Origin of the sequence: Micromonospora sp. H33 (assembly GCF_052068455.1) — a bacterium.
GTDB lineage: Bacteria > Actinomycetota > Actinomycetes > Mycobacteriales > Micromonosporaceae > Micromonospora.
Window position 1 is genome coordinate 137205 of sequence record NZ_JBQHDE010000008.1, and the last position, 22227, is coordinate 159431.

Sequence of the window (22227 nt, forward strand, 5' to 3'; positions counted from 1 at the left end):
TCGCTTCCGGCGGCCCCCCCGCCGGAACAACGCACCACGGCCCCCCACCGCCGTGCCCGTCACCCCTCCAGCACCACGACCTCGACCCGCTGAACGAGGTTGTTCGCGAAACCGCCCCGGTTCCACGGCTGCTCGACCGGCTGCGTGCGGCCCGAGGCGTCGGTCGCGCGAGCGCTCAACACGTACCGCCCCGGAGTCGCCGTCCACTCGTGGTGCCAGCGCCGCCAGGCGTACGGCCCGTCCGTGTGCTCGTCCAGCTCAGCGGGTGTCCAGGTGCCGCCTCCGTCGGTGGTCACCTCGACCGAGACCACCGGAGCGTGGCCGGACCAGGCTCGGCCGTCGAGCGTGCACGGCCCCGGGCGGAGCACCCGGGCGCGGGACATGAAGTCCGGGAAGCCCGGCGGGCGGACCAGGGCGCGCGGCTCGATCCTCGTCACCGGCACCCCCGGATCGGCGGCCTCCTGCCGCAGCCGGTAGGCCATCGCGTTCTGGTAGCCGTCGAACGGGGTGGTGCGTACGTCGATCCGGCGCAGCCACTTCACGTGCGCCATCCCGTACCAGCCGGGGACGATCAGCCGGAGCGGCGCACCGTGCTGCGGCAGCAGGGGAGCGCCGTTCATCTCGTACGCCAGCAGCACCTCGTCGCGCAGCGCCTCCGCGACCGGCAGGGCCCGCTGGTAGTCCTGCTCGACGCCGCGCTCGACCCCGTGGTCGGCGCCGGTGAAGACCACGTCGACCGCGTCGGGGGCGAGCCCGGCCTCCCGCAGCAGCGGCGCGAGCGGGGTGCCCGTCCACTCCGCGTTGCCGACGGCCTCCACCAGCCAGGGCTGGCTCACCGGACGGGGGTGCAGCAGCGCGCGCCCGTTGCCGGCGCACTCCAGCGTCACCCGGTGGGTGACCCGGGGCCGCTCCCGCAGCTCGGCCAGGCCCACCGCGAGGGCCCGGTCGACCGCGCCGTCGACGGTCAGGACGTGGATCGCCGGGTCGACGTCCGGGATGTCGTAGTGGATCAGCAGATAGTGCAGGCCGGCCGGGGTGACGTCGTAGCGCAGTGCCTCGAGCGGGATGCCGTGGTTGCGGGCGGCGAGCTGAAGCTCCTCGACGCTGATCGCCTCGTCCGGCGCGGCCAGCCGTGCGGGCCGGCTGACGTCGTCCACAGTGGTCATCTGCTCTCCCCGGCCCGGACGGCGGTGGCCCGCCGTGACGCGGGATCAAGCCTAGGCCGTGCTCGGCGGCGCCGGTCGGGCGCCGGCCGGCCCGCACAGGGTGCTATGCCGTGTCTCGACGCCCCGGCGCGCCGGGCTGCGTCTTCAGGACATGGCCCTGACGGTCGAACGCGAACATCGTCACGCCGGCCGGCAGGGGGCGCGGTGCCGTGCGCAGCCGGTGCACGCCGACGCCGACACCGTCCGCCGGTTCGCTCACCGCCACCGGCTCGAACCCGGCCGTCGCGAACCAGTCGCAGATCGTCGGCACCAGGTCCGGATCACGCCGGTGCCGGGTCCAGACCACCGTGCCGCCGGTCGCGCAGAGGGCGGCGCAGTGCCCGACCGTCGCCCGGATGTCGGCCTCGGGGATGTTGCCGAAGACGCCGCAGACCAGGACCAGGTCGGCCGGCGCCAGATCGGCGTACGCGTCGGTGCGCGCCGCGTCGCCGACGACCACCTCGACCGTGGTGAGCCCGGCCGTCGCGACGGCCGACCGGGCCACCTCGGCGTTGCGCCCGTCGAGTTCCACCAGCCGGGCGGTCACGTCCGACCCACGGGGGTGTTCCGCGAGGACGGGGATGAGGTCCCGACCCTGGCCGGCACAGAGGCTGATCGCGCGCAGCGGCCCGGACGGGGCCTGGTCGAGCGCGTCCGCGACCCGGCGACGCACCTCGGCGAGCCGGCGGGACAGTGGCGAGTCGGGATCGCGGTAGTCGTCATGCCATGCGTACCAGTCCTCGGTCATCGGCCCAGCCTAGGTTCGGAAACGGTGGCCCGGTGGGTCGGTGGCGCATAGCAGATCAGGTCCCGCCGTGGGGTTTGTCCACAGTGGGGACATTGTCCACAGGTGGTGGGCGTCGGGGTGGCGACCCGGCGGGCCGCTCGGGAAGGGTGCCTCCCATGAGACTTCCTCCGCGTCTCGTCGCCCTGCCCGGCATCGCCCTGCCCGGCACCGCCCTGCTCGGCGTCACCCTGTTCGTCGTGCCCCGGTGGACGATCATGTCCTCCGGGATTGTCGCCCTGCTGGCGGTCGTGCCGTCCGCCGCGTCCGGCTCGGTCGCGGTCGTTACGCCGGTCGGGGCCGCTGCTCAGGTCCGGCCGGCGGATGACGCCGCGGTGCTGGCGGCCGGGTCCTTCCGTTGGCCGCTGCCCGGGACGCCGTTCGTGGTACGGCACTTCGACCCGCCGCCGCAGCCGTGGCTGCCCGGCCACCGGGGTGTGGACCTGGCCGCCGCCCCCGGCACGCCCGTACGGGCCGCCGGTGCCGGCACGGTCACCTTCGCGGGGAGGGTCGCCGGACGGCCGGTCATCACCGTGACGCACGCCGACGGCCTGCGGACCACCTACGAGCCGGTGCGGCCGACCGTCGAGGTCGGTGCCCCGGTGTCGGCCGGAGGACCGATCGGTCACCTGCTGGCCGGGCATCCGGGTTGCCCGGCCGCATCCTGCCTGCACTGGGGGCTGCGCCAGGGCGAGATGTACCTCGATCCGCTGGCCCTGGTCGGCCGCGGACCGGTACGCCTGCTGCCGCTCGACCCCGGTCCCTCGTGAGCGTCCGAATCGTGGGGTGCCGGGTGCGCCGTCCGGAACCCCGTGCAGCCGGCTGGCTCAGCGTTGCGCGAGCAGCGGGGGAAGCGAGACGGCCAGCCGCTCGTACTCGGGTGCCGAGTTGTACACCTGCCCGCACACCCGCAGCCAACCCCGCCCGTCCCAGGCGTTCACGGCGACCTCGACGGCCAGCCGTTCGGCGATCCGGGCCCGCAGGGCCTGCGCGGCGTCCAGGGTGGTGGCGACGCCCGGCGGCAGCGGGACGATCCGCATGGCGACCCCCGGTCCGCCGGGGTCGGGCAGGTCGGCGGGCCGCACCCCGAGCGCGTCCCCCAGCACCCGTTGGCCGTACGCGGCCAGCGCGGCGTTGTGCCCGCGCACCCGGTCGAGGCCGAGGCTGCGCAGCGTGAACACGCCCACCGGCGCGGCGAGCCATGGCGTGTAGTCCATCGTCGCCTGCCACTCCACCCGGGTCGGGAAGCCGGACTCCTGCTCCCAGGAGACGACCAGCGGCTCGATGCGGTCCCGCCACGGCGGGGCCACCACCAGTACGGCTGTGCCGCGCGGGGCGTACGCCCACTTGTGCAGGTTGCCCACCCAGAAGTCCGCCCCGATGCCCTGGACGGTGGCGGGCAGCATGCCGGGCGCGTGGGCGGCGTCGACCAGGACCGGCACGCCGTGCTCGCGGGCGACCCCCGCGATGGCAGCGACCGGGAGCAGCCGTGCGGTGGGGGAGGTGAGTTGGTCCACCACGAGCAGTCGGGTCCGGCCGGGGCGCAGTCCGGCGCGGACGATCTGGAGGATCTCCTCGTCGGTGGCATCCAGCGGTACCCGCAGCGCCCGGGTGACCGCCCCGCTCCGGCGGCACTCCCGGCCGATCGACAACCCGACCGCGCCGTACCCGTGGTCCGTGGTCAGCACCTCGTCGCCGGCCTTCAGCCCGAGCGACTGGAGCACCACCGCCACGCCGGTCGTGGCGTTCGGCACCAACGCGGTGCCGTCCGGGTCAGCGCCGAGGAAGGCCGCCAGGTGGCGGCGGGTGTGGGTGATGCGGTCGACCAGCCCGGCGGTGAAGAACCGCAGCGGGTTCGCCTCCATCTCGTCGCGCAGCCGCTGCTGGGCCCGCTGCACCCCGATCGGCACGGCACCGAACGAGCCGTGGTTGAGATGGCTCACCGACGGGTCGAGGGAGAAGAGCAGGCGCGCTCCGGGGATCGGCTCGGGCGGCTGCACAACGCTCACCCGATGATCGTAACCGTCGGTCGATCACCGTCGGCCGGTCTCCGTCGCCGGTCTCCGGACCGATCTCCGCCTTGCCGGATCACCGCCTGGACTCCGTCTCCCTCGTCCCTGGGCTTGCCGGCCGGACGACGATCCCGCCGGCCGACCGTCGTCGCGTCGCCGGTCCGGCACACCACCACCGCCCGTCCGGGTCGGGCACCCCGAAGACATCCCCGTATGGCGCCGGTAGGCCGTCCGTGCCGACCGGGCCGTTCCGCCGGGCCGTTCGCCGGTCCCGGTCTCGCCCAAGGAGATCTGTGGCATGAATGTGTGGAGAAGGCTCTCCGGCCCACGCCGGGCCCTCGCGCTCACCGGCGCGGGCGCCCTGGTCGCGGGCGGGTTGGTGACGCTACCGGTCACCATGGCCCACGCCGCGACGCAGTGCGAGGTGTCGTACACGACCAACGACTGGCCGGGTGGGTTCACCGCCACCGTCAACATCAAGAACGTTGGTGACGCGCTCAACGGGTGGACGCTCGGCTTCACCTTCCCCAACAGCTCGCAGCGGGTGGTGCAGGGTTGGTCGGCCCGGTTCACCCAGTCCGGCCAGAACGTCACCGCGCAGAACGAGTCGTACAACGGCTCGGTGGCCAGCGGCGCCACCGTGAGCATCGGCTTCAACGGCTCGTGGAGCGGCAGCAACCCGAAGCCGACCTCGTTCACCCTGAACGGGGTCACCTGCAACGGCGGCGGCGGACCCACCACGCCGCCCCCCACGACGCCTCCGCCGACGACCCCACCGCCCACCACGCCCCCGCCGACCACCCCACCGCCCGGCGTCCGGGTCGACAACCCCTACCTGAACGCCAAGGGGTACGTGAACCCGGAGTGGAAGGCCAAGGCCGAGTCGGTGGCCGGTGGCAACCGGGTCTCGAACAACCCGACTGCCGTCTGGCTGGACCGGATCGCCGCGATCAACGGCACGCCGGACAGCAGCTCGAACGGCGCGATGGGCCTGCGGAACCACCTGGACGCCGCGCTCGCGCAGGGCGCCAACTACATCCAGCTGGTCATCTACAACCTGCCCGGCCGCGACTGCGCCGCCCTGGCCTCGAACGGCGAGCTGAAGGCGGACGAGCTGCCCCGCTACAAGGCCGAGTACATCGACCCGATCGCCGCGATCCAGGCCGACACGAAGTACCGGAACCTGCGGATCATCAACATCATCGAGATCGACTCACTGCCGAACCTGGTGACCAACACCTCCGGCCAGCCGGGCGGCACGGCGATGTGCGACACGGTCAAGGCCAACGGCGCGTACGTCAACGGCGTCGGGTACGCCCTCGCCAAGCTGGGCGCCATCCCCAACGTCTACAACTACATCGACGCCGCTCACCACGGCTGGATTGGCTGGGCCAGCAACTTCGGCCCCACCGCCGACATGCTGAAGAGCGCGGCCATCGCCTCCGGCAGCACCGTGGCCAACGTGCACGGCTTCATCGTCAACACCGCCAACTACTCGGCACTGCGTGAGCCGTACGTCAAGATCACTGACTCGGTGAACGGCCAAACCGTACGGCAGTCCAAGTGGGTCGACTGGAACCAGTACGTCGACGAACTGTCGTTCGCCCAGGCGTTCCGGAACAAGCTGGTCCAGGTCGGCTTCGACGCCAACATCGGCATGCTGATCGACACGTCCCGCAACGGTTGGGGCGGCAGCGCCCGGCCCACCGGCCCCGGCCCGTCGACCAGTGTGGACGCGTACGTCGACGGTGGCCGCGTCGACCGGCGGATCCACGCCGGCAACTGGTGCAACCAGTCCGGTGCGGGTCTGGGCGAGCGGCCGAAGGCCGCGCCGGAGCCGGGCATCGACGCGTACGTCTGGGTGAAGCCCCCGGGCGAGTCGGACGGCTCCAGCACCGCCATCCCGAACAACGAGGGCAAGGGCTTCGACCGCATGTGCGACCCGACGTACACCGGTAACCCCCGCAACGGCAACAACCCGACCGGCGCCCTGCCGAACGCGCCGATCTCCGGGGCCTGGTTCCCGGCGCAGTTCCAGCAGCTCATGCAGAACGCGTACCCGCCGCTGTCCTGACCTCCGGCGCCCACCCGCCGCTGGACTCAGGTGAGGCGCTCCAGCGGCAGGTTCCCCGGGCCCCTGGTCCGACCACCCGGTCGGGCCAGGGGCCCCCTCGTGCGTCCTGCCGGTGAAGGGGGCCCGGCCGGACCGGTCAGGGGACCGTGCGTTCGATCGCCGCCGGGCCCAGCTCGGCCAGATCCCGGCGGGCCTTCTCGATGTTCTCCGGCGTCAGGTCCTGACCGCGCGCGGCCACCAGGTCCTCCGGCTCCCAGGGCTGCTCCGCGCCAGTGCGGATGTTGTCCCCGCCGGCGCCCGTGCCGGTGCCGGTCGCGCCCGTGCCGGCGGCGTACGGGTCACCGATGATGTCGTCGCTCGACGCCCGGCGGTCGACCCGCTCACCCGGCGCCGCGAAGGACGGGGTGTCGCGGTCGGCGCCGCCGCCGGTCATCAGCTGGGGGACGCCCGTGTCGTCCTCGACCGCCGCGGCCACCTCGGGGCTCTCCTCCAGCGGTCGGTCCCGGTCACGATCGGTCATGGTGTCGCCCTCCTGTCCGCACGCGCGTTCGCTACCTCCTCGCGTACCCCGTGCGGCGGACGCCATGCGCGGACCGCCCCGGCCGGTCGGCGCAGGCCCCGGTGCGGCTCAGTGCCCCGTCCGGCCGGGAGTGTCCCAGCGCTCCTCCGTCGGAGGCCGCCGCCGTCCATCCCGTCCACCCTTCGCCGCACCCGCCCGTACCGGACGTGCGCGCCCTATTACCCCCACTGCGAAGGTTCATGTGAGAAGAGGGTTTGGCCGCGCCCCGGACACGACGGAACGGGCGCCCGACCGTGGACGCCCGTTCCGTCGTACGGTTCAGCGCCCGAGCACCCGGTCCAGGAAGTCCCGGTACTGCCGCACCGCCATCCGCAGCTGCTCGGTGTCCGCCGAGCCGGCGTCCTGCCAGGCGCCGAGCTTCTGCTTCTGCGCCGACAGGGCCGCGGCGAGCGCCTGGATGGCCTCGTCGACCAGCGCCTGGGCCTCCTTCGCCGCGGCGCGCGGGTCGTCGACGAAGCGAAGTTGGACGTCCCGCCAGCGGTCCCGGAAGCCCTGCGCCACGCCGGTGTCGAAGAGCGTCGCCGGCTCCGCCGCCACCGTCGGCCCGGCCGGCCGGGCCGTCCCGGCCGCCTCCAGCGGGCCGGTGGTGCCGGCCCCGGCGACGTCCGTGCGGGCGCTCCTGCCGACCAGCACCGGGTCCGCGTCGGGCGAGACGGAGTCCGGGTCGACCATGTTCGGGGTCGCGCTGCCGTACCCGGCCGCCCCCGCCGCCGCGGCGTCCGGGTCGCCACCCCAGGTCGTCAGGTCGCCACGCCGCTCGGGGCGCCCCTCGGTGGCGTCCGGGGGCAGCACGGTGGTCGTGCCCGTCGTTTCGTCGCCGTCGAACGCCGCCGCCCGCTCGTGGCGGCGCTCCTCCCAGCCCGGGCCACCGCGGAACTCGGCGGTGGGGTCCGCCCGCCAGCCCTCGCGCTCGCCGCCTTCGGCGCCGTCGCCGGGCCGGGCGGTCGATTCGGTACGCGGGTCCGGCTCGTCCTCCGGCCGGCCGCTGGCCAGCGCGGAGGCGGCGACCGCGCCGCCCACCGTCGTGGCGCCGAAGGCGGTCGGCACCGGACCGGGCTCGTGGAACTCCGGTCGTCGCCCGGCATCGGCCCGCCGGTCCCGGTCGCGGTCGCCGGCGTTCCGGTCGTCGCCCGTGTCCCGGTCGCCGGCGACCCGCGGATCGTCGAAGGTTCCCCGGTCGTCGAGGGCGTCCTCGGGCACGTCGGTCCGGTCCGCCCGGCCGCCCGTATCGGCCTTGTCGGCGCGGTCACCGGGCGGCGGCACCGGTACGGGTGCGGAGCGTACGGCCTCCGGGTGGTCGCTCGCCTGCTGTTCGTCCTGACGCATGATGGCCTCCTCAGCGGCTCGTGACGTCTGGGCGCTCGGGGTCGCGCTGCTCGGGCGTGCGGTGTCCGGCCGGCTCCTCGGCCTGGGTGCGGTGCCCGTCGGGTTCGTCGGCGGGCGTGCGGTGTCCGGCCGGCTCCTCGGCCTGGGTGCGGTGCCCGTCGGGCTCGTCGGCGGACAGGCGGTGCCCGACCGGCTCCTCGCCGAGCAGGTCGGCGAAGAGCGCGCGGTAGTGGACGACGGCCTGGCGGAGTTCCTCGGTGCTCGCCTCGCCGCGCGAGTTGCGCAGGTGGATCTCGTGGGCGTCGCGGTAGTGGGTCAGGGTGCGGGCGTGCTCGACGGACAGGTGGGCGATCTGGTCGGAGAAGTCACCGGTCGGGTAGCCCCGCTCGGCGATGAGCCTGGTGACCAGCTCGTCCGCGTCGCCGACGGTCTCCTTGGGGGAGTCGACGAAACGGACCTGGAGTTCCTCCCAGGCGGCGGCGTACCGGGCCCGGGACTCGGGGGAGAGGGGGGTGAGGGTCAGCTCGGCATGGCGGCGCTCGCGGTCGCGCAGCTCCCGCTCGGCGGCCGTGCGGCTGTCCTGCTCCGCGACGACCCGGTCGTACTCCGGGCCGAACCGGGACCGCAGGGCCCGGCGGCGGGCGTACGTCCGGCCCGCGACGGCCAGCGCCACGATCACCAGTACGACGACGACTATGACGATTACCTGCGTGGGCGACATGGCTCCTCCTTCGCCCCCGGTATTCCCTCTCTCTCCTGATCGCCAATCCCGTTCCGGGATACTTTCCTCGGCGGCGGTGAAACCTCCCGGTCCGGGCGTTTCCCCGGGTCGTCGATGACTCGGGACACGGGCGCCGCCCATCGAAGTCTTGACTCATCCCAGAACAGAAGCTTGGGTGGGGTGGACCGATCAGGAGAGAGCGGACTTCCAGGTCCACACCAACCAGGACGGTGGCCAGATGTCGTACGGCGTCGACGTGCGACGGACGGTAGTGCAACGGGCGCTGATTACGTATCCTGCCCAAGGCGTCCGTCGATGACGTCCCGGCGCCACAGCCGGGCGGGCTCCGTCGGGCGTTGCCCGGCCGCTGCCGGTGCCCCCGCAGCCACACCTTCCGGGCGAGGTCTTGAGTGAACACCCGCGACTGGCCGATCCGCTCCAAGCTGACCGCGCTGGTCGTGGTGCCGGTGACCGCGCTGCTCGCGCTCTGGCTCTTCGCCACCACGCTCACCTTCGGGCCCGCGCTGGACCTGCTCGCCGCCCGGACGCTCCTGTACGACCTCGGCCGACCCGGTGAGGCGGTCGTGGTGGAGCTGCAACGCGAGCGCCGCCTCTCGGTGGTCCACCTGTCGACGCAACGTGACCTGCCCGGCCTGGCCGAGCAGCGGCAGCGGACCGACCGCGCCGTCGCCGAGCTGCGCCGCCGCATCGCCGGCGAGGACCTGCGCGACGCCGCCGGGGACCTGTTGGACGCCCGGCTGGACCAGCTCGTCGCCGCTCTGGACGCACTGCCGGCCGGCCGGGACTTCATCGACCGCCGGGCGGTGGACCGGGCCGGCGCCGTCGGCCTCTACAGCGGCATGATCTCGTCGGCGTTCCAGGCGTTCGCGGGGATGGCGGCGCTGCCCGACCCGGAGCTCAACCGGCAGGCGCTGGCGGTCACCGCCCTCGGCCGCTCCCGGGAACTGCTCGGCCAGGCCGACGCGTTGCTGGCCGGGGTGTTCGTGTCCGGCCGCTTCGCCGACGGCGAGCACACCCAGCTCGTGCAGACCATCGCCAACCAGCGGTTCCTGGTGGAGACGGCGGTGGCCGACCTGCCCGAGGCGGACCGCGCGGCGTACCAGCGGCTGACCGAGCGCGAGGCGTTCGACCGGCTGAGGTCCATGCAGGACCGCCTGATCGCGGCCGGTACGCCCCGGCCGCCGGTCGACGCGGGCGCGTGGCTGGCCGACTACGACACCGTCCAGCAGGCCCTGCGCGAGTTCGAGCTGGGCCAGGCCGACGGCCTGGCCGAACGGTCGGTCCCCACGGCCGTACGCATCCTGGTGCGGCTCGCCCTCGCGGGGGTGCTGGGCCTGGTCGCCGTCGTGGTCTCACTCGTCGTGGCACTGCGGGTCGGTCGCTCCCTCGCGTACCGGCTCGCCCGGGTCCGCACCGTGCTGGAACGGGCGGAGCGCCGGCTGCCCGACGTGGTGGCGCGGATGCGGCAGGGCGAGACGGTGGACATCGCCCGCGAGGCGCCGTCGCTGGAGTACGGCGCGGACGAGATCGGCCAGGTGGGGCGGGCGTTCACCTCCGTGCAGCGGACCGCCATCCGGGCCGCCGAGAACGAGGTCAACCTGCGACGGGCCGTCAACGAGGTGTTCCTCAACATCGCGCGGCGTAGCCAGGGCCTCGTGCACCGGCAGCTCGCCCTGCTCGACCGGATGGAACGGCGCACCGAGGACCCGGACGAGCTGGCCGAGCTGTTCCGGGTCGACCACCTGGCGACGCGGTTGCGGCGGCACGCCGAGGACCTGGTGATCCTGGCCGGTGCGGCGCCGGGCCGGGGGTGGCGCAATCCGGTCGCGATGGTCGACCTGATCCGGGGGGCGATCTCGGAGGTCGAGGCGTACGACCGGGTGGACATCGTCGCCGTGCAGCCGGCGGGCGTGGCCGGCCGCGCCGTGGGCGACCTGATCCACCTGCTCGCCGAACTGGTCGAGAACGCGACGAGGTTCTCCCCGCCGGACACTCGGGTGCGGGTCTCCGGTCAGCGGCTGCCCAACGGGTACGCCCTGGAGATCACCGACCGGGGGCTCGGCATGTCCGCCGAGGCGCTGGAGGACGCCAACCGGCGCCTGGCGTCCTCGCCCGAGTTCGACCCGACCCGGACCGCCCGGCTGGGCCTGTTCGTGGTGGCCCGGCTGGCCGCCCGGCACGGCGTCCGCGTCCGGCTGCGCCGGTCCGACGGTGCCGGCCTGACCGCCGTCGTCCTCGTCCCGAACGACGTGGTCACCGAGGAGCCGCCGCTGGTGCCGGTGGGAGTGCCGGACCCCGGCCACGACGGGCGGCGGACCGCCCGGTCGGGCCGGCGGGAGACCCTGCCGCGACCCCGGCGCCCGCGCGCCCCGGGGGCGCCCGCGCCCGTGCCCTCCGGCGCGTCCGGTCCGGCGGCCGGCCCCGCCGAGGCGGCCCCGCCCGGCGGCGGTCCGGCTCCGGCGGAGGTGGTCGGTGAGATCGACGGGCTTCCCCGCCGGGTCCGCCGCCGTGGCCCGGTCGTCCCGCTCCGTCCCCCCGCCCGGGGGCGCCCGGCCGGCGACGCGAGGCACGGCGACGCGGGAGGGCCCGACGCGACGATCCCCGCGTCGCCGCCCGCGCACGACGGGAGCGACCCGCCGGCCGCCGGCGCCGCGCCCGGCGGGTGGACGCGGACCACCGCCGCGGACGTGGCGGATCCGGACGAGACGACCGTCGAGGTCCGCCGGCCGGCGGTGGACGGCCCGACGCTCCGGCAGCCCACTGTCGGCGGCCCCGGCTGGTGGCCGCCGTCGGCCGACCCGACCCCACGGACGCCGGAGGAGGCGCGCCGGCTCATGTCGGCGTTGCAGGCGGGCACCGCCCGGGGCCGGGCCGCCGCCGGCCCCGCGCCCCGGGGCGGTGACGGGGCCACGTCCGCCACGACACCGGTCGCCGTGCCCGCGACACCACCCACGGTGCCGGTTCCACGCGTGGCGCCGGCTCCGTCCGCCGCGCCGGCTCCGTCCGCCGCGTCGGGCGAGGCGCCGGCGGACCCGGAAAACCTGACTGCGACTGAGAGGGACGCATGATGCTGCATCCGACGAGGCAGAGTGCCGGTCTCGACTGGTTGCTCGACGAGCTGGTGGGGCGGGTGCCGTCCGCGCGGCAGGCCGTGGTTCTCTCCGCGGACGGGCTGCTGCTCGGCGCGTCCGCCGGGCAGGAGCGGGCGGACGCGGAGCACCTCTGCGCGCTGGCCTCCGGCTTCTCCAGCCTGGCCCGGGGCGCGAGCCGGCACGTCGCGGGTGGTCCGGTCCGGCAGACGGTCGTCGAGATGGAGTCGGCGTACCTCTTCGTGACCGCGGCCGGGCAGGGCGCCTGCCTGGCGGTCGTGAGCGACGCGGACGCGGACATCGGGCTGGTGGCGTACGAGATGGCCATGCTCGTCACCCGCGTCGGGGAGAACATGAGCGCTCCGGCCCGGTCCTCGGCGGGGACCGGCGATGCGCGCTGAGGGGGGCTCGCCGCACGAGTGGCTGGACGACGACGCCGGCCCGGTGGTGCGCCCCTACACCCTGACCGGCGGACGCGTCCGGTCCGCGGTCGACGGCTTCGACCTGGTCGCGTACGTGGTGGCCGAGCCGGACGCCGACCCCGCCGCGCACCCCGACCTGCACCCCGAGCACCGGAGGTTGGTGGCGCTGGCCGGCCGCCCGGTGCCGGTGGCCGAGCTCGCGGCCGACCTCGACCTCGCGGTCGGGGTGGTCCGCGTGCTGCTCGGCGACCTCATGGACCGGGGACTGGTGACGGTGCACCAGCCCCCGCCCGCCCCGTATCTGCCCGACAACGACATCCTCAAGGCGGTGGTCAGTGGACTCCGTGCGCTCTGACCTGGCGGGAACAGGCACTCGCATTCCGCTCGCGCTGAAGATCCTCATCGCCGGGGGCTTCGGTGCCGGGAAGACGACCCTGGTGAGTGCGTTGAGCGAGGTCCGACCGCTTCAGACCGAGGAGGTGCTCACCGGGGCCGGCATCGGCACCGACGACCTCTCCGGCGTGGAGGCGAAGTCCACCACGACGGTGGCGATGGACTTCGGTCGGATCACCATCAACGAGGACCTCCAGGTCTACCTGTTCGGTACGCCCGGACAGGACCGGTTCTGGTTCCTCTGGGACGAGTTGGCCTTCGGGGCGCTCGGCGCGGTGGTGCTCGCCGACACCCGGCGGCTGGCCGACTGCTTCCCGTCGATCGACTACTTCGAGCAGCGCGGCATCCCGTTCGTGGTGGGGGTCAACTGCTTCGACGGGGCGCGCCGGTTCGACCTGGAGACCGTACGCCAGGCGCTGGACCTGGACCCGGACGTGCCGCTGCTGCTGTGCGACGCGCGGGACCGGCAGTCGGGCAAGCAGGTGCTGATCGCGCTCGTCGAGCACGTGGCGCGCCAGCGCGGTGAGCCGGTGCCGGCGGGCTGAGAGACTGCCGGAAATCGGGGTTGATTTCGGGCGTGACGGCGCGGTGGACCGGGAAGCCTCTGGTTTGATCGGGGAGGACTCGGCGGAGGGCGGATCCGGTGACAGGTCAGGGCGTGATCGTCCACATCGGCGGCTACACCGCGGCCAGCGGCGGCCGGGGCACCGGCATCGTCGCCGCCCGGCGGGATCCCGATTCGGGCGCGCTCACCCCGCTCGGCACCGTCGCGGTCACGCCCTCACCGTCGTTTCTGGCCCGCCACCCGCGCCGGCCCGTGCTGTACGCGGTCAACGAGCTGACCACCGGCGAGATCAGCGCGTTCCGGGTCGCCCCCGACGGTGACCTGAGCCCGCTCGGCACGCGGCCCACGGGCGGGGCCGAGCCGTGCCACCTGGCGGTCGCCCCGGACGGCCGGCACCTCTTCGTGGCCAACTACGGCGGCGGCAGCGTGACGGTGTTCCCGCTCGACGAGCAGGGGGCTCCCGGTGAGCGCAGCGACCTGGTCCGGCACGAGGGCCACGGCCCGGATCCGGACCGGCAGGAGCACGCGCACACCCACATGGTCAACCCGGACCGGGACGGCGGCCCGCTGCTCGCGGTCGACCTCGGCACCGATTCGGTCTACCGGTACGACCTCGACGCCGCGACCGGACGGCTGGTGCCTCGGGCGCCGCGGGTGCGGACGGCCGCCGGGGCCGGCCCGCGGCACCTGGCCCGCCACCCGGACGGGCGGCGCTGCTGGCTGGTCGGGGAGCTGGACGGCTCGGTCGTCGCGTACGAGCTGACCGCCGACGGCGCGCTGCACCAGCGGGGCCGGGTGGAGGCCAGTGAGCGGCCGGGTCACGTGCAGCCGTCCGAGATCGCGGTGGGGCCGGACGGGCGCTTCCTCTACGTCGCCAACCGGGGCGTCGGCACGATCGCGGTCTTCGCCCTCGATGGTGAGCTGCCGCAGCCGGTGGCCGAGGTCGACACGGACGGGGAATGGCCCCGGCACTTCGCGCTCACCGGTGACCACCTGTACGTCGCCGATGAGCGGGCGGACATGATCCGCGTCTTCCGGGTGGATCCGACGACCGGTGTGCCGGCCCCGGTGGGCGAGCCCGTGGCGGTGCCGAGCCCCACGTGCGTCCTACCCTGAGTCGCCGTTCAGCGCAACGGCCCGAGGCTGAGTGGTTACGCAGTGTCGCAAATCTGCGATCAACTGTTGCTGCTGCGTAACTTTCGTCCGAACGGACATGGCATTGCTCGCATCGGATCCGCAAGATGGTCTCCGTGTCAGCAGGCCGCCATCGTATGCGCAGCAATATCCATGCCGCCGGAGCCGCAGCCGCGGTCGGCGTGCTCGTCGTCACCGCCGGTGGTTACTTCGGCTACCGACAGCTCGCGTCGTCCGACTGCTCGGGCAAGATCGAGCTCTCGGTCGCCGTGGCGACGGAGCTCGCTCCGGCGGTCGACGCCGCCGCGACCGAGTGGGAGAAGGAGGGCGCTGCGGTCGGCCCCACCTGCATCGAGGTGAACGTGTCCGCGTCCGACCCGGTCGAGGTGGCCGCGACGGTGGCGGCCAAGCACGGCGCGATCCTCGGCGGTGTGGGTCAGGCGCCGGGTACGGCGGTCAGCCCGGACGTCTGGGTGCCGGACTCCTCGACCTGGCTGCTGCGGTTGAAGTCCGGCGGCGCCTCGGCCTTCGAAGTGGGCAACGGCGCGTCCATCGCGATGAGCCCGGTGGTCGTGGCCATGCCGGAGCCGATCGCCACCCGCTTGGGCTGGCCGGACAAGCAGTTGGAGTGGAACCAGCTGCTCAAGCAGGTCAACAGTTCTCGGCCGATCAAGACCGGAATCGTGGAGCCGACGCGGGACGCGGCGGGCCTGTCCGGTCTGCTCTCGCTGACCACCGCCGCCGCCGGCGCCGGTGGCGAATCCGCCGACAAGAACCGGATCGCGGCGCTCCGGGCGCTGGCCACCGAGAGTTCGGCGCTGCGGCAGGACCTGCTGGCCAAGTTCCCCACCGCCCCGGACGCCACCACCATCGCCGGCTCCCTCGGCGCGGCTGCGCTGTCGGAACAGAACGTCATCGCCTACAACAGCAAGAAGCCGCCGGTGCCGTTGGCCGCGCTCTACCTGACTCCGCCACCGATGGCCCTGGACTATCCGTTCGCGGTCCTGCCCGGCATCGAACCGGCCAAGGCGTCCGCCGCGCAGGTGCTCTACGAGGTGCTGACCACGCGGGAGTTCCGCGACCGGCTGGCCGTCCAGGCGCTGCGAGCGCCGGACAGCAACTGGGGCGCCGGCTTCAACGCGCCTAGGGGAGCGCCGAGCCCGGCCAGTGGTGACGCGCCCGTCGCGCCGCCCCCGCAGGGCGGTGTCGCGGCCGGTAGCCTGGACCCGACCGCGGTGGAGCGGGCGGTCTCCAGCTGGTCGATCGCCACGCTGTCGGGGCGGATGCTCGCCGTCATCGACGTCTCCGGCTCGATGAAGACGAAGGTCCCGGCGGCGAACGGGGCCACTCGACAGCAGCTCATCGTCGATGCGGCCCGACGTGGTCTCACCCTCACCGACAACTCCTGGTCGATCGGGCTCTGGATCTTCTCCACGAATTTGACGGCCACGACCGACCACCGGGAGCTGATCCAGACCGGGCCGCTGTCGAGGCAGCGCGACGACATTCAGAGCGCGCTGGAGGGCATCACGCCGTCGAGCAACGACACCGGCCTCTACGACACGATGCTGGCCGCCTACAGGGAGGCTCTGCGCGGATGGGAGCCGGGCAAGGTCAACTCGATCGTGCTCTTCACCGATGGTGAGAACGACGACCCTGACGGGGGTATCACCCTGCCGCAGCTGGTCACCGAGCTCAAGAAACTGAAGGATCCGGAGCAGCCGGTGCAGGTGATCATCGTCGGCGTCGGCCCCGATGTCAGCAAGGCGGAGCTGGACACCATCGCGGATGCCGCCGGCAGCGGCGGTGCCTTCATCGCCAAGGATCCGACCAAGATCACCGATGTGTTCCTCAAGGCGATCGCGCTGCGGAAGGCGCCCTCCTGAGCTGAGCGGCGACACAGCGAAGAAGGGCCCGTCGTACCGCCGGATCCGGGTACGGCGGGCCCCTTTTCGATCGCCGATGGTCGAAAAAGTGACGGCAACACGTCGGAATCAATCGGCCGACATAATTCTCGGGCAGGATGTCGTCGAGCTCCGGACGACGAGCGGGCAGTCAGCGGACGGCACCGGTGGCGTGGAAGTGGGGAGGGGGCGGTGACGTCGGCAACGCTGTTGACACCCGCCCGGTCGTCGTCGGCCGCGGGCGGCCCTCAGTCCCGGCCCGCGGCACGCACCGCCGAGCGCTCCTACACCCGGGCGCTGGTGGTGCTCGACACCACCGTGCTGATCGTCGCCGTCCTCGTGGGGTACGTGGCCCGCTTCGGTGACGAGCTGCCGCGCGGCGCCGAGATCCCGTACGTCGTGGTGGCGCCCGGCCTGGTGCTGGCCTGGCTGGTCTCGTTGAAGGCGCTGCGGTGCTACGACGACCGGGTCCTCGGGTACGGCGCCGACGAGTACCGGCGGGTGAGTTCGGCCAGCCTGCGGCTCGCCGGCGGCATCGCGATCGCCGGTTACATCTTCGACATCGGTGTCTCGCGCGGGTTCCTCGGCATCTCCTTCGCGGTCGGCACGCTCGGGCTCGAGGTGGCCCGCTTCGCCGCCCGCAAACGGCTGCACCGGGCCCGCTCCCGGGGCAGCGGCTGGTCCCGCAAGGTGCTCGTGGTCGGCGACACCGCGCACGTTCTGGAACTGGTGCACACGCTGCGCCGCGAGCCGTACGCGGGCTACCAGGTGGTCGGGGCGTGCATCCCGGACGCGCTGCTCGCCCCGGTCCCGCAGCGGCTGGGCGACGTGCCGGTGGTCGGCTCGTTCCGGGGCATCCCCGAGGCCGCCACCGCCATCGGCGCGGACACCGTGGCCGTCACCGCCTCCGGGGAGCTGACCGCCACCCGGCTGCGCCGTCTCGGCTGGCAGCTGGAGGGCACCGGCGTCGACCTGGTGGTCGCCCCGGCGCTGACCGACGTGGCCGGCCCCCGCATCCACACCCGGCCGGTGGCGGGCCTGCCGCTGATCCACGTCGAGGCGCCGGAGTTCCGGGGTGCCCGCAAGCTCGTCAAGGGCCTCGTCGACCGCTCCGCCGCGTTCCTCGCGCTGGCGGTGCTGCTGCCGCTGCTGGCGGTCATCGCGGTCGCCATCCGGCTGGACAGCCGGGGGCCGGTGCTGTTCCGGCAGACGCGCGTGGGGCAGGGGGGTCGGGAGTTCGGCGTCTGGAAGTTCCGCACGATGGTGGTGAACGCGGACGCCCTGTTGACGGAGCTGTCGACCCGCAACGAGACCGACGGCCTGATGTTCAAGATGCGCGACGACCCGCGGGTGACCCGGATCGGCCGGCTGCTGCGCAAGTGGTCGCTGGACGAGCTGCCCCAGCTCGTCAACGTCCTGCTCGGGCAGATGAGCCTGGTCGGCCCGCGCCCGCCGCTGCCGTCGGAGGTCGCCCGGTACGACGGCGACGTGGCCCGGCGCCTGCTGGTCAAGCCCGGCATGACGGGCCTGTGGCAGGTCAGCGGCCGGTCGGACCTGAGCTGGGAGGACGGGATCCGGCTCGACCTCTACTACGTGGAGAACTGGTCGCTGGCGGCCGACCTGACGATCCTGTGGAAGACGTTCGGCGCGGTGATCAACAGCCGCGGCGCCTACTGACCGCGGTCAGACCCGGGGCCCGGTCCAGTCCAGGCAGACCACCACCGCGTCGTCCACGAGGTCGCCGGCGACGAAGGCGCGCAGGTCCCCGATGAGCGAGCGGACGGCGTCCAGCGGCTGCATCGGCCCGGTGCGCCGCAGGAAGCGGTCCAGCGCCGTCTCGCCGTACCGGACGTCGTGGCCGGTCGCGTCGATCACCCCGTCGCTGACCACGAACAGCCGGTCCCCCCGGCGCAGCGCGAAGTGCTGCTCCCGGTAGTCGGTGTCCTCGAACATGCCCAGCGGGAACTGCTTCTCCAGCGGCTGGTCGTGGACCTCGCCCTCGCGCAGCAGCAGCAGACGGGGCGACCCCGCGTCGACCACGGTCAGCACCCCGGAGTGCAGGTCGAGCTCCATCAGCAGCACGGCGAGGTGCCGCTCGCCGCGGTGCACCTCGTACACGGCCTGGTCGGCGAGGGCCGCCTGGTCGGCCAGGGACAGGCCGGCCCGCCGCGCGTTGCGCAGGGCGAACGTGGCCAACGAGGTCAGCAGCGACGCCGTCACCCCGACGCCCGAGCCGTTGATCGTGGCGAGCCACACCCGGTCGCCGTCGTCGGACCAGTCGAAGCTGTCGCCGCGCACCGCGTACGCCGGCTCCAACTGCCCCGCCAGGCTGAACGCGGAGCGGACGCGGCTCCGCCCCGGCAGCAGCTCCCACTGCATCTCCGCGGCGAGGGTGAGCCGCCGGCTGCGCCGGGCGACGCGGTACACGTCGGTGCCCTCGTTGACGGCGGAGATCTCGTGCGCCAGCGCGGTGGCGACCTCCGCCAGCTCGGCGAGGACCGTTCCGTCGTCCGGCGCCGGGGCGATCCGCAGCACGCCGCGGCGCTCGCCGCGCATCGAGACCGGCAGGTACGCCCAGCCGTCCGCGACGAGGGGGACCTGGTGGTCGAAGCAGCGCCACGCGGGGTGCCCCGGAGAGCTGACCGGGTCGCCCCCGGTCAGCGGCAGCAGCACCGACAAGCGGTAGTCGACCTGGAGCAGTTCGGCCTGCTCGATGCCGTACGCCCGGCCCATGACCTCGGCGACCCGGTCCAGCAGGAGGTCGGCCGGTGCCTGGATGAGCACCCTTCGTGCCCGGCCGACCGGTTCGCTCATCACCGCTCCTTGATCACAAACCCGCTACCGCCCGATGCGGAGTACGCTCGGCGCACCATGGTCGAAGTACAGGGTCCGCCGGGACCACAGACGAGTATGGCTGCCGAGGTCGACGCCGCGGCGAAGGCCCTGCTGACCGTCTGGGAGACGGCGCGGGAGAGCACGACCAACCGGGTCTCCGGAGCGCAGTTGCGAGTGATCATGGTCGTGGAGCAGCACGACGGGATCAACCTGCGCCGGTTGGCGAACCGTCTCGGGATGCTGCTCTCCTCGGCCAGCCGGCTCTGCGACCGGCTGGTGGCGGCCGGGATGCTGGAACGCGAGCCGGGCCGCCTCGACCGGCGGGAGATCTCGCTGCACCTGACGGTGGAGTCCCGCCGCCTCCTCACCGAGCTCCGCGAGCACCGGCGGCGCCAGTTGACCGAGATCCTCGCCGGCATGAGCCCGGAGGGCCGGGAGGCCCTGCTGCTGGGTCTGCGCGAGTTCGACGACGCGGCACGCCGGCAGGGCGAGTCGATCCCGTACGCCGAACCGCCCGGTCCCTGGCCGGCTGCGGACGTCGAGGCGCCAGCGGACGACTGGACGGCCGGCGAGCCGCCGGCGGCCCGGACGGCCTGAGCGGCGGCCCGGAGCGACGACCGCGACGTCTGACCAGGCCGGACGTGGCGGTCAGGACCGGTGCGCCAGCCAGCCGCCGGGCCGGCTGAGGATCCGGCGGACCACCGAACCGGCCGCGCCGACGGCCGCCGCCTGGGTGCCGAGCGCCGCGGGTCGCACGGTCACCGGCGACCACGCGGCGGTGAGCACCCGGCGGGAGATCTCGGCCAGCACCGGCGGGCGCAGCCACGGCTCCAGCGGGGCGTAGCCGCCCCCGAGGACCACGGTGTCCAGGTCGAGCAGGTTCACCACCCCGGCCACCGCCACGCCCAGCGCGGTCCCGGCGTCGTGCAGCGCGGCCAGGGTCGCGGCGTCACCGGCCCGGGCCAGCTCGGCCAGACGGTACGCCGCGGTGTCCGCCGGCAGGTCGGGCCCGGACAGGCCGGCCGCGGCGAGGATCGCCTCCTGGCCCGCGTACCGTTCCAGGCAGCCGCGCCCGCCGCAGCGGCACGGCCGCCCGTCCGGCCGGACCGGGACGTGGCCGATCTCGCCGCTCCAGCCGCGCGCTCCCCGGAACAGCGTCCCGTCCAGGACGATGCCGGCGCCGATGCCCACCTCGCCGGAGATGTGCAGGAAGCTCGCCGCCCCGGGCGGGCCGGCGTGCAGCTCGCCGAGGGCCGCCAGGTTGGCCTCGTTGTCGACCACCAGGGGCGGTACGCCGTCGACGTGCTCGGTCAGCGCGGGGTGCCGGGCCAGCAGCGCGGGCACCGGCACGTCCCGCCACCCCAGGTTGGGCGCGAGGCGGACCAGGCCGGCGTCGTCCACGAGCCCGGGTACCGCGAGCGCCGCGCCGGCCAGCGTGAGGCCCTGGTCGGCCGCGTCGGCCCGGGCGGCCGCCGCCAGGGCGGCCAGCCGGTCGAGCGCCTCGGTGGGCGGGACCGGGCGCAGGTCGGCCCGGTCGACGGTGTGGTGCCGCACCCGGCCGGCGAGGTCGACCACGCAGGCGGCGAGGTAGTCGACGTTCACCTCCAGGCCCAGCCCGGCCGGGCCGTCGCCGGCGAGGACCAGCCCGCGTGCCGGCCGTCCCGCGCCGGCGCGCGGTGCCGGCTCCACCTCGGCCACCAACCGGCCGAGCAGCAGATCCTCCACGACCGCGGAGACCGTGGCGCGGGTCAGCCCGGTCCGGGCGGCGAGGTCGGCCCGCGAGGGCGGGCGGTCGGCGGCGGCGATCCGACCGAGCACGAGGGCGAGGTTGAGCTCGCGCAGACTGCCCTGCCGGGCGGCGCCGGCGGGTACGGCGGCGGTTGGGCTCACCCCTTGACAGTGCCATACGCCGGTCAAATAATTCAACCACTGAACAAATGGTGGACGACACTCCCGGAGGTCTGTCATGGCACCCCGTCCCACCCCTGCCGACAAGTTCTCCTTCGGCCTCTGGACGGTGGGCTGGCAGGCCCGAGACCCGTTCGGCGACGCCACCCGGCCGGAGCTGGACGCCGCCGAGGCCGTGCACCGGCTCGCCGAGCTCGGCGCGTACGGCATCACGTTCCACGACGACGACCTGGTGCCCTTCGGCGCGGACGCGGCCACCCGCGACGCGCACCTGACCCGCTTCCGCAAGGCCCTGGACGAGACCGGCCTGGTGGTGCCGATGGTCACCACGAACCTCTTCACCCACCCGGTGTTCAAGGACGGCGGCTTCACCAGCAACGACCGCGACGTGCGGCGGTACGCGCTGCGCAAGGTGCTCCGCAACGTCGACCTCGCCGCCGAGCTGGGAGCCCGCACGTTCGTCATGTGGGGCGGCCGTGAGGGTGCCGAGTACGACCTGGCCAAGGACGTCCGCGCCGCCCTGGACCGGTACCGGGAGGCCGTCGACCTGCTCTGCCAGTACGTCGTCGACCGTGGCTACGACCTGCGCTTCGCCCTCGAGCCCAAGCCGAACGAGCCGCGCGGCGACATCCTGCTCCCCACCGTCGGCCACGCCCTCGCCTTCATCTCCACCCTGGCCCACCCCGAGCGGGTGGGCCTCAACCCGGAGGTGGGCCACGAACAGATGGCCGGGCTGAACTTCGCGCACGGCATCGCCCAGGCGCTCTGGCAGGGCAAGCTGTTCCACATCGACCTCAACGGCCAGCGCGGGATCAAGTACGACCAGGACCTGGTCTTCGGCCACGGCGACCTGCTCAACGCGTTCGCGCTGGTCGACCTCCTCGAGCACGGCGGCCCGAACGGCGGTCCCGCGTACGACGGCCCCCGGCACTTCGACTACAAGCCCTCCCGCACCGAGGACATGACCGGCGTGTGGGCCTCGGCCGAGGCGAACATGCGGACGTACCTCCTGCTCAAGGAGCGGGCCGCCGCCTTCCGGGCGGACCCGGAGGTGGCCGAGGCTCTCGCCGCCAGCCGGGTGGGCGAGCTGGCCACGCCGACGCTGGGCGACGGCGAGAGCTACGCCGACCTGCTGGCCGACCGGTCCGCCTTCGAGGAGTACGACGTCGACGCGGCCGCCGCGCGCGGCTTCGGCTTCGTCCGGCTCAACCAGCTCGCCGTCGAGCACCTGCTCGGCGCCCGCTGAGGCGGTCG

General features: G+C 74.0%; 19 protein-coding genes. 11 read left to right on the top strand and 8 right to left on the bottom strand.

The window, feature by feature from the left end; all coding sequences use genetic code 11:
- Positions 1-59 precede the first annotated feature (59 nt).
- Positions 60-1166, bottom strand: a complete 1107-nt coding sequence (locus tag ACTMS0_RS19175; RefSeq protein ID WP_441156582.1) for a sulfite oxidase — start codon at positions 1164-1166, stop codon at positions 60-62.
- Positions 1167-1269: 103 nt separating this feature from the next.
- The gene (locus ACTMS0_RS19180; RefSeq protein ID WP_441156583.1) at positions 1270-1953 is read right to left on the bottom strand and encodes an SAM-dependent methyltransferase; all 684 of its coding nucleotides are present in this window, start codon (positions 1951-1953) and stop codon (positions 1270-1272) included.
- Between the two features lie 254 nt (positions 1954-2207).
- On the opposite strand from ACTMS0_RS19180, the gene ACTMS0_RS19185 reads away from it, so the two are divergent.
- A complete protein-coding gene (locus ACTMS0_RS19185) occupies positions 2208-2759 on the top strand; it encodes a murein hydrolase activator EnvC family protein (RefSeq protein WP_441156701.1) in 552 nt (183 codons plus the stop codon).
- A 57-nt stretch (positions 2760-2816) separates the two neighbouring features.
- Here the strand turns inward: ACTMS0_RS19185 and ACTMS0_RS19190 are convergent, their stop codons facing one another.
- Positions 2817-3998: an aminotransferase class V-fold PLP-dependent enzyme gene (locus ACTMS0_RS19190; protein ID WP_441156584.1), complete on the bottom strand. Its 1182-nt coding sequence runs from the start codon at positions 3996-3998 to the stop codon at positions 2817-2819.
- 301 nt (positions 3999-4299) lie between these two features.
- Between ACTMS0_RS19190 and ACTMS0_RS19195 the strand changes: the two genes are divergently transcribed.
- Positions 4300-6075 carry a glycoside hydrolase family 6 protein gene (locus tag ACTMS0_RS19195; protein WP_441156585.1) on the top strand — a complete coding sequence of 592 codons (1776 nt, stop codon included), beginning with the start codon at positions 4300-4302 and terminating at the stop codon, positions 6073-6075.
- Positions 6076-6211: 136 nt separating this feature from the next.
- Here the strand turns inward: ACTMS0_RS19195 and ACTMS0_RS19200 are convergent, their stop codons facing one another.
- The 3 genes from ACTMS0_RS19200 to ACTMS0_RS19210 form a co-directional block, all read right to left on the bottom strand.
- Positions 6212-6595: a hypothetical protein gene (locus ACTMS0_RS19200; protein WP_441156586.1), complete on the bottom strand. Its 384-nt coding sequence runs from the start codon at positions 6593-6595 to the stop codon at positions 6212-6214.
- 318 nt (positions 6596-6913) lie between these two features.
- Positions 6914-7981, bottom strand: a complete 1068-nt coding sequence (locus ACTMS0_RS19205; protein ID WP_441156587.1) for a hypothetical protein — start codon at positions 7979-7981, stop codon at positions 6914-6916.
- A gap of 10 nt (positions 7982-7991) precedes the next feature.
- Positions 7992-8702, bottom strand: coding sequence for a hypothetical protein (locus tag ACTMS0_RS19210; protein WP_441156588.1), 711 nt, complete (start codon positions 8700-8702; stop codon positions 7992-7994).
- 410 nt (positions 8703-9112) lie between these two features.
- Between ACTMS0_RS19210 and ACTMS0_RS19215 the strand changes: the two genes are divergently transcribed.
- From ACTMS0_RS19215 to ACTMS0_RS19245, 7 genes are all read left to right on the top strand, one after another.
- Positions 9113-11791, top strand: a complete 2679-nt coding sequence (locus ACTMS0_RS19215; protein WP_441156589.1) for a sensor histidine kinase — start codon at positions 9113-9115, stop codon at positions 11789-11791.
- Positions 11788-12213: a roadblock/LC7 domain-containing protein gene (locus tag ACTMS0_RS19220; protein ID WP_441156590.1), complete on the top strand. Its 426-nt coding sequence runs from the start codon at positions 11788-11790 to the stop codon at positions 12211-12213. Before ACTMS0_RS19215 ends, ACTMS0_RS19220 begins: the two co-directional genes overlap by 4 nt.
- Positions 12203-12589, top strand: coding sequence for a DUF742 domain-containing protein (locus tag ACTMS0_RS19225; RefSeq protein ID WP_441156591.1), 387 nt, complete (start codon positions 12203-12205; stop codon positions 12587-12589). Before ACTMS0_RS19220 ends, ACTMS0_RS19225 begins: the two co-directional genes overlap by 11 nt.
- Positions 12570-13172 carry a GTP-binding protein gene (locus ACTMS0_RS19230; protein ID WP_441156592.1) on the top strand — a complete coding sequence of 201 codons (603 nt, stop codon included), beginning with the start codon at positions 12570-12572 and terminating at the stop codon, positions 13170-13172. The genes ACTMS0_RS19225 and ACTMS0_RS19230 overlap by 20 nt, the downstream gene beginning before the upstream one ends.
- 98 nt (positions 13173-13270) lie before the next feature.
- Positions 13271-14308, top strand: coding sequence for a lactonase family protein (locus ACTMS0_RS19235; RefSeq protein WP_441156593.1), 1038 nt, complete (start codon positions 13271-13273; stop codon positions 14306-14308).
- Between the two features lie 134 nt (positions 14309-14442).
- Entirely contained in the window at positions 14443-16212 is a 1770-nt protein-coding gene (locus ACTMS0_RS19240) for a substrate-binding domain-containing protein (RefSeq protein ID WP_441156594.1), read from the top strand.
- Between the two features lie 210 nt (positions 16213-16422).
- Positions 16423-17907 carry a sugar transferase gene (locus ACTMS0_RS19245; RefSeq protein ID WP_441156595.1) on the top strand — a complete coding sequence of 495 codons (1485 nt, stop codon included), beginning with the start codon at positions 16423-16425 and terminating at the stop codon, positions 17905-17907.
- Positions 17908-17913: 6 nt separating this feature from the next.
- On the opposite strand, the gene ACTMS0_RS19250 is transcribed toward ACTMS0_RS19245, so the two are convergent.
- Positions 17914-19044, bottom strand: coding sequence for a PP2C family protein-serine/threonine phosphatase (locus tag ACTMS0_RS19250; protein ID WP_441156596.1), 1131 nt, complete (start codon positions 19042-19044; stop codon positions 17914-17916).
- Positions 19045-19140: 96 nt separating this feature from the next.
- Here ACTMS0_RS19250 and ACTMS0_RS19255 point away from each other — a divergent pair, with 96 nt between their 5' ends.
- Entirely contained in the window at positions 19141-19662 is a 522-nt protein-coding gene (locus ACTMS0_RS19255) for a MarR family winged helix-turn-helix transcriptional regulator (protein WP_441156597.1), read from the top strand.
- Between the two features lie 51 nt (positions 19663-19713).
- Here ACTMS0_RS19255 and ACTMS0_RS19260 read toward each other — a convergent pair whose 3' ends face one another.
- Entirely contained in the window at positions 19714-20955 is a 1242-nt protein-coding gene (locus ACTMS0_RS19260; RefSeq protein WP_441156598.1) for an ROK family protein, read from the bottom strand.
- A gap of 76 nt (positions 20956-21031) precedes the next feature.
- On the opposite strand from ACTMS0_RS19260, the gene xylA reads away from it, so the two are divergent.
- A complete protein-coding gene (xylA, locus tag ACTMS0_RS19265; protein WP_441156599.1) occupies positions 21032-22219 on the top strand; it encodes a xylose isomerase in 1188 nt (395 codons plus the stop codon).
- The last annotated feature ends 8 nt before the right edge of the window (positions 22220-22227 follow it).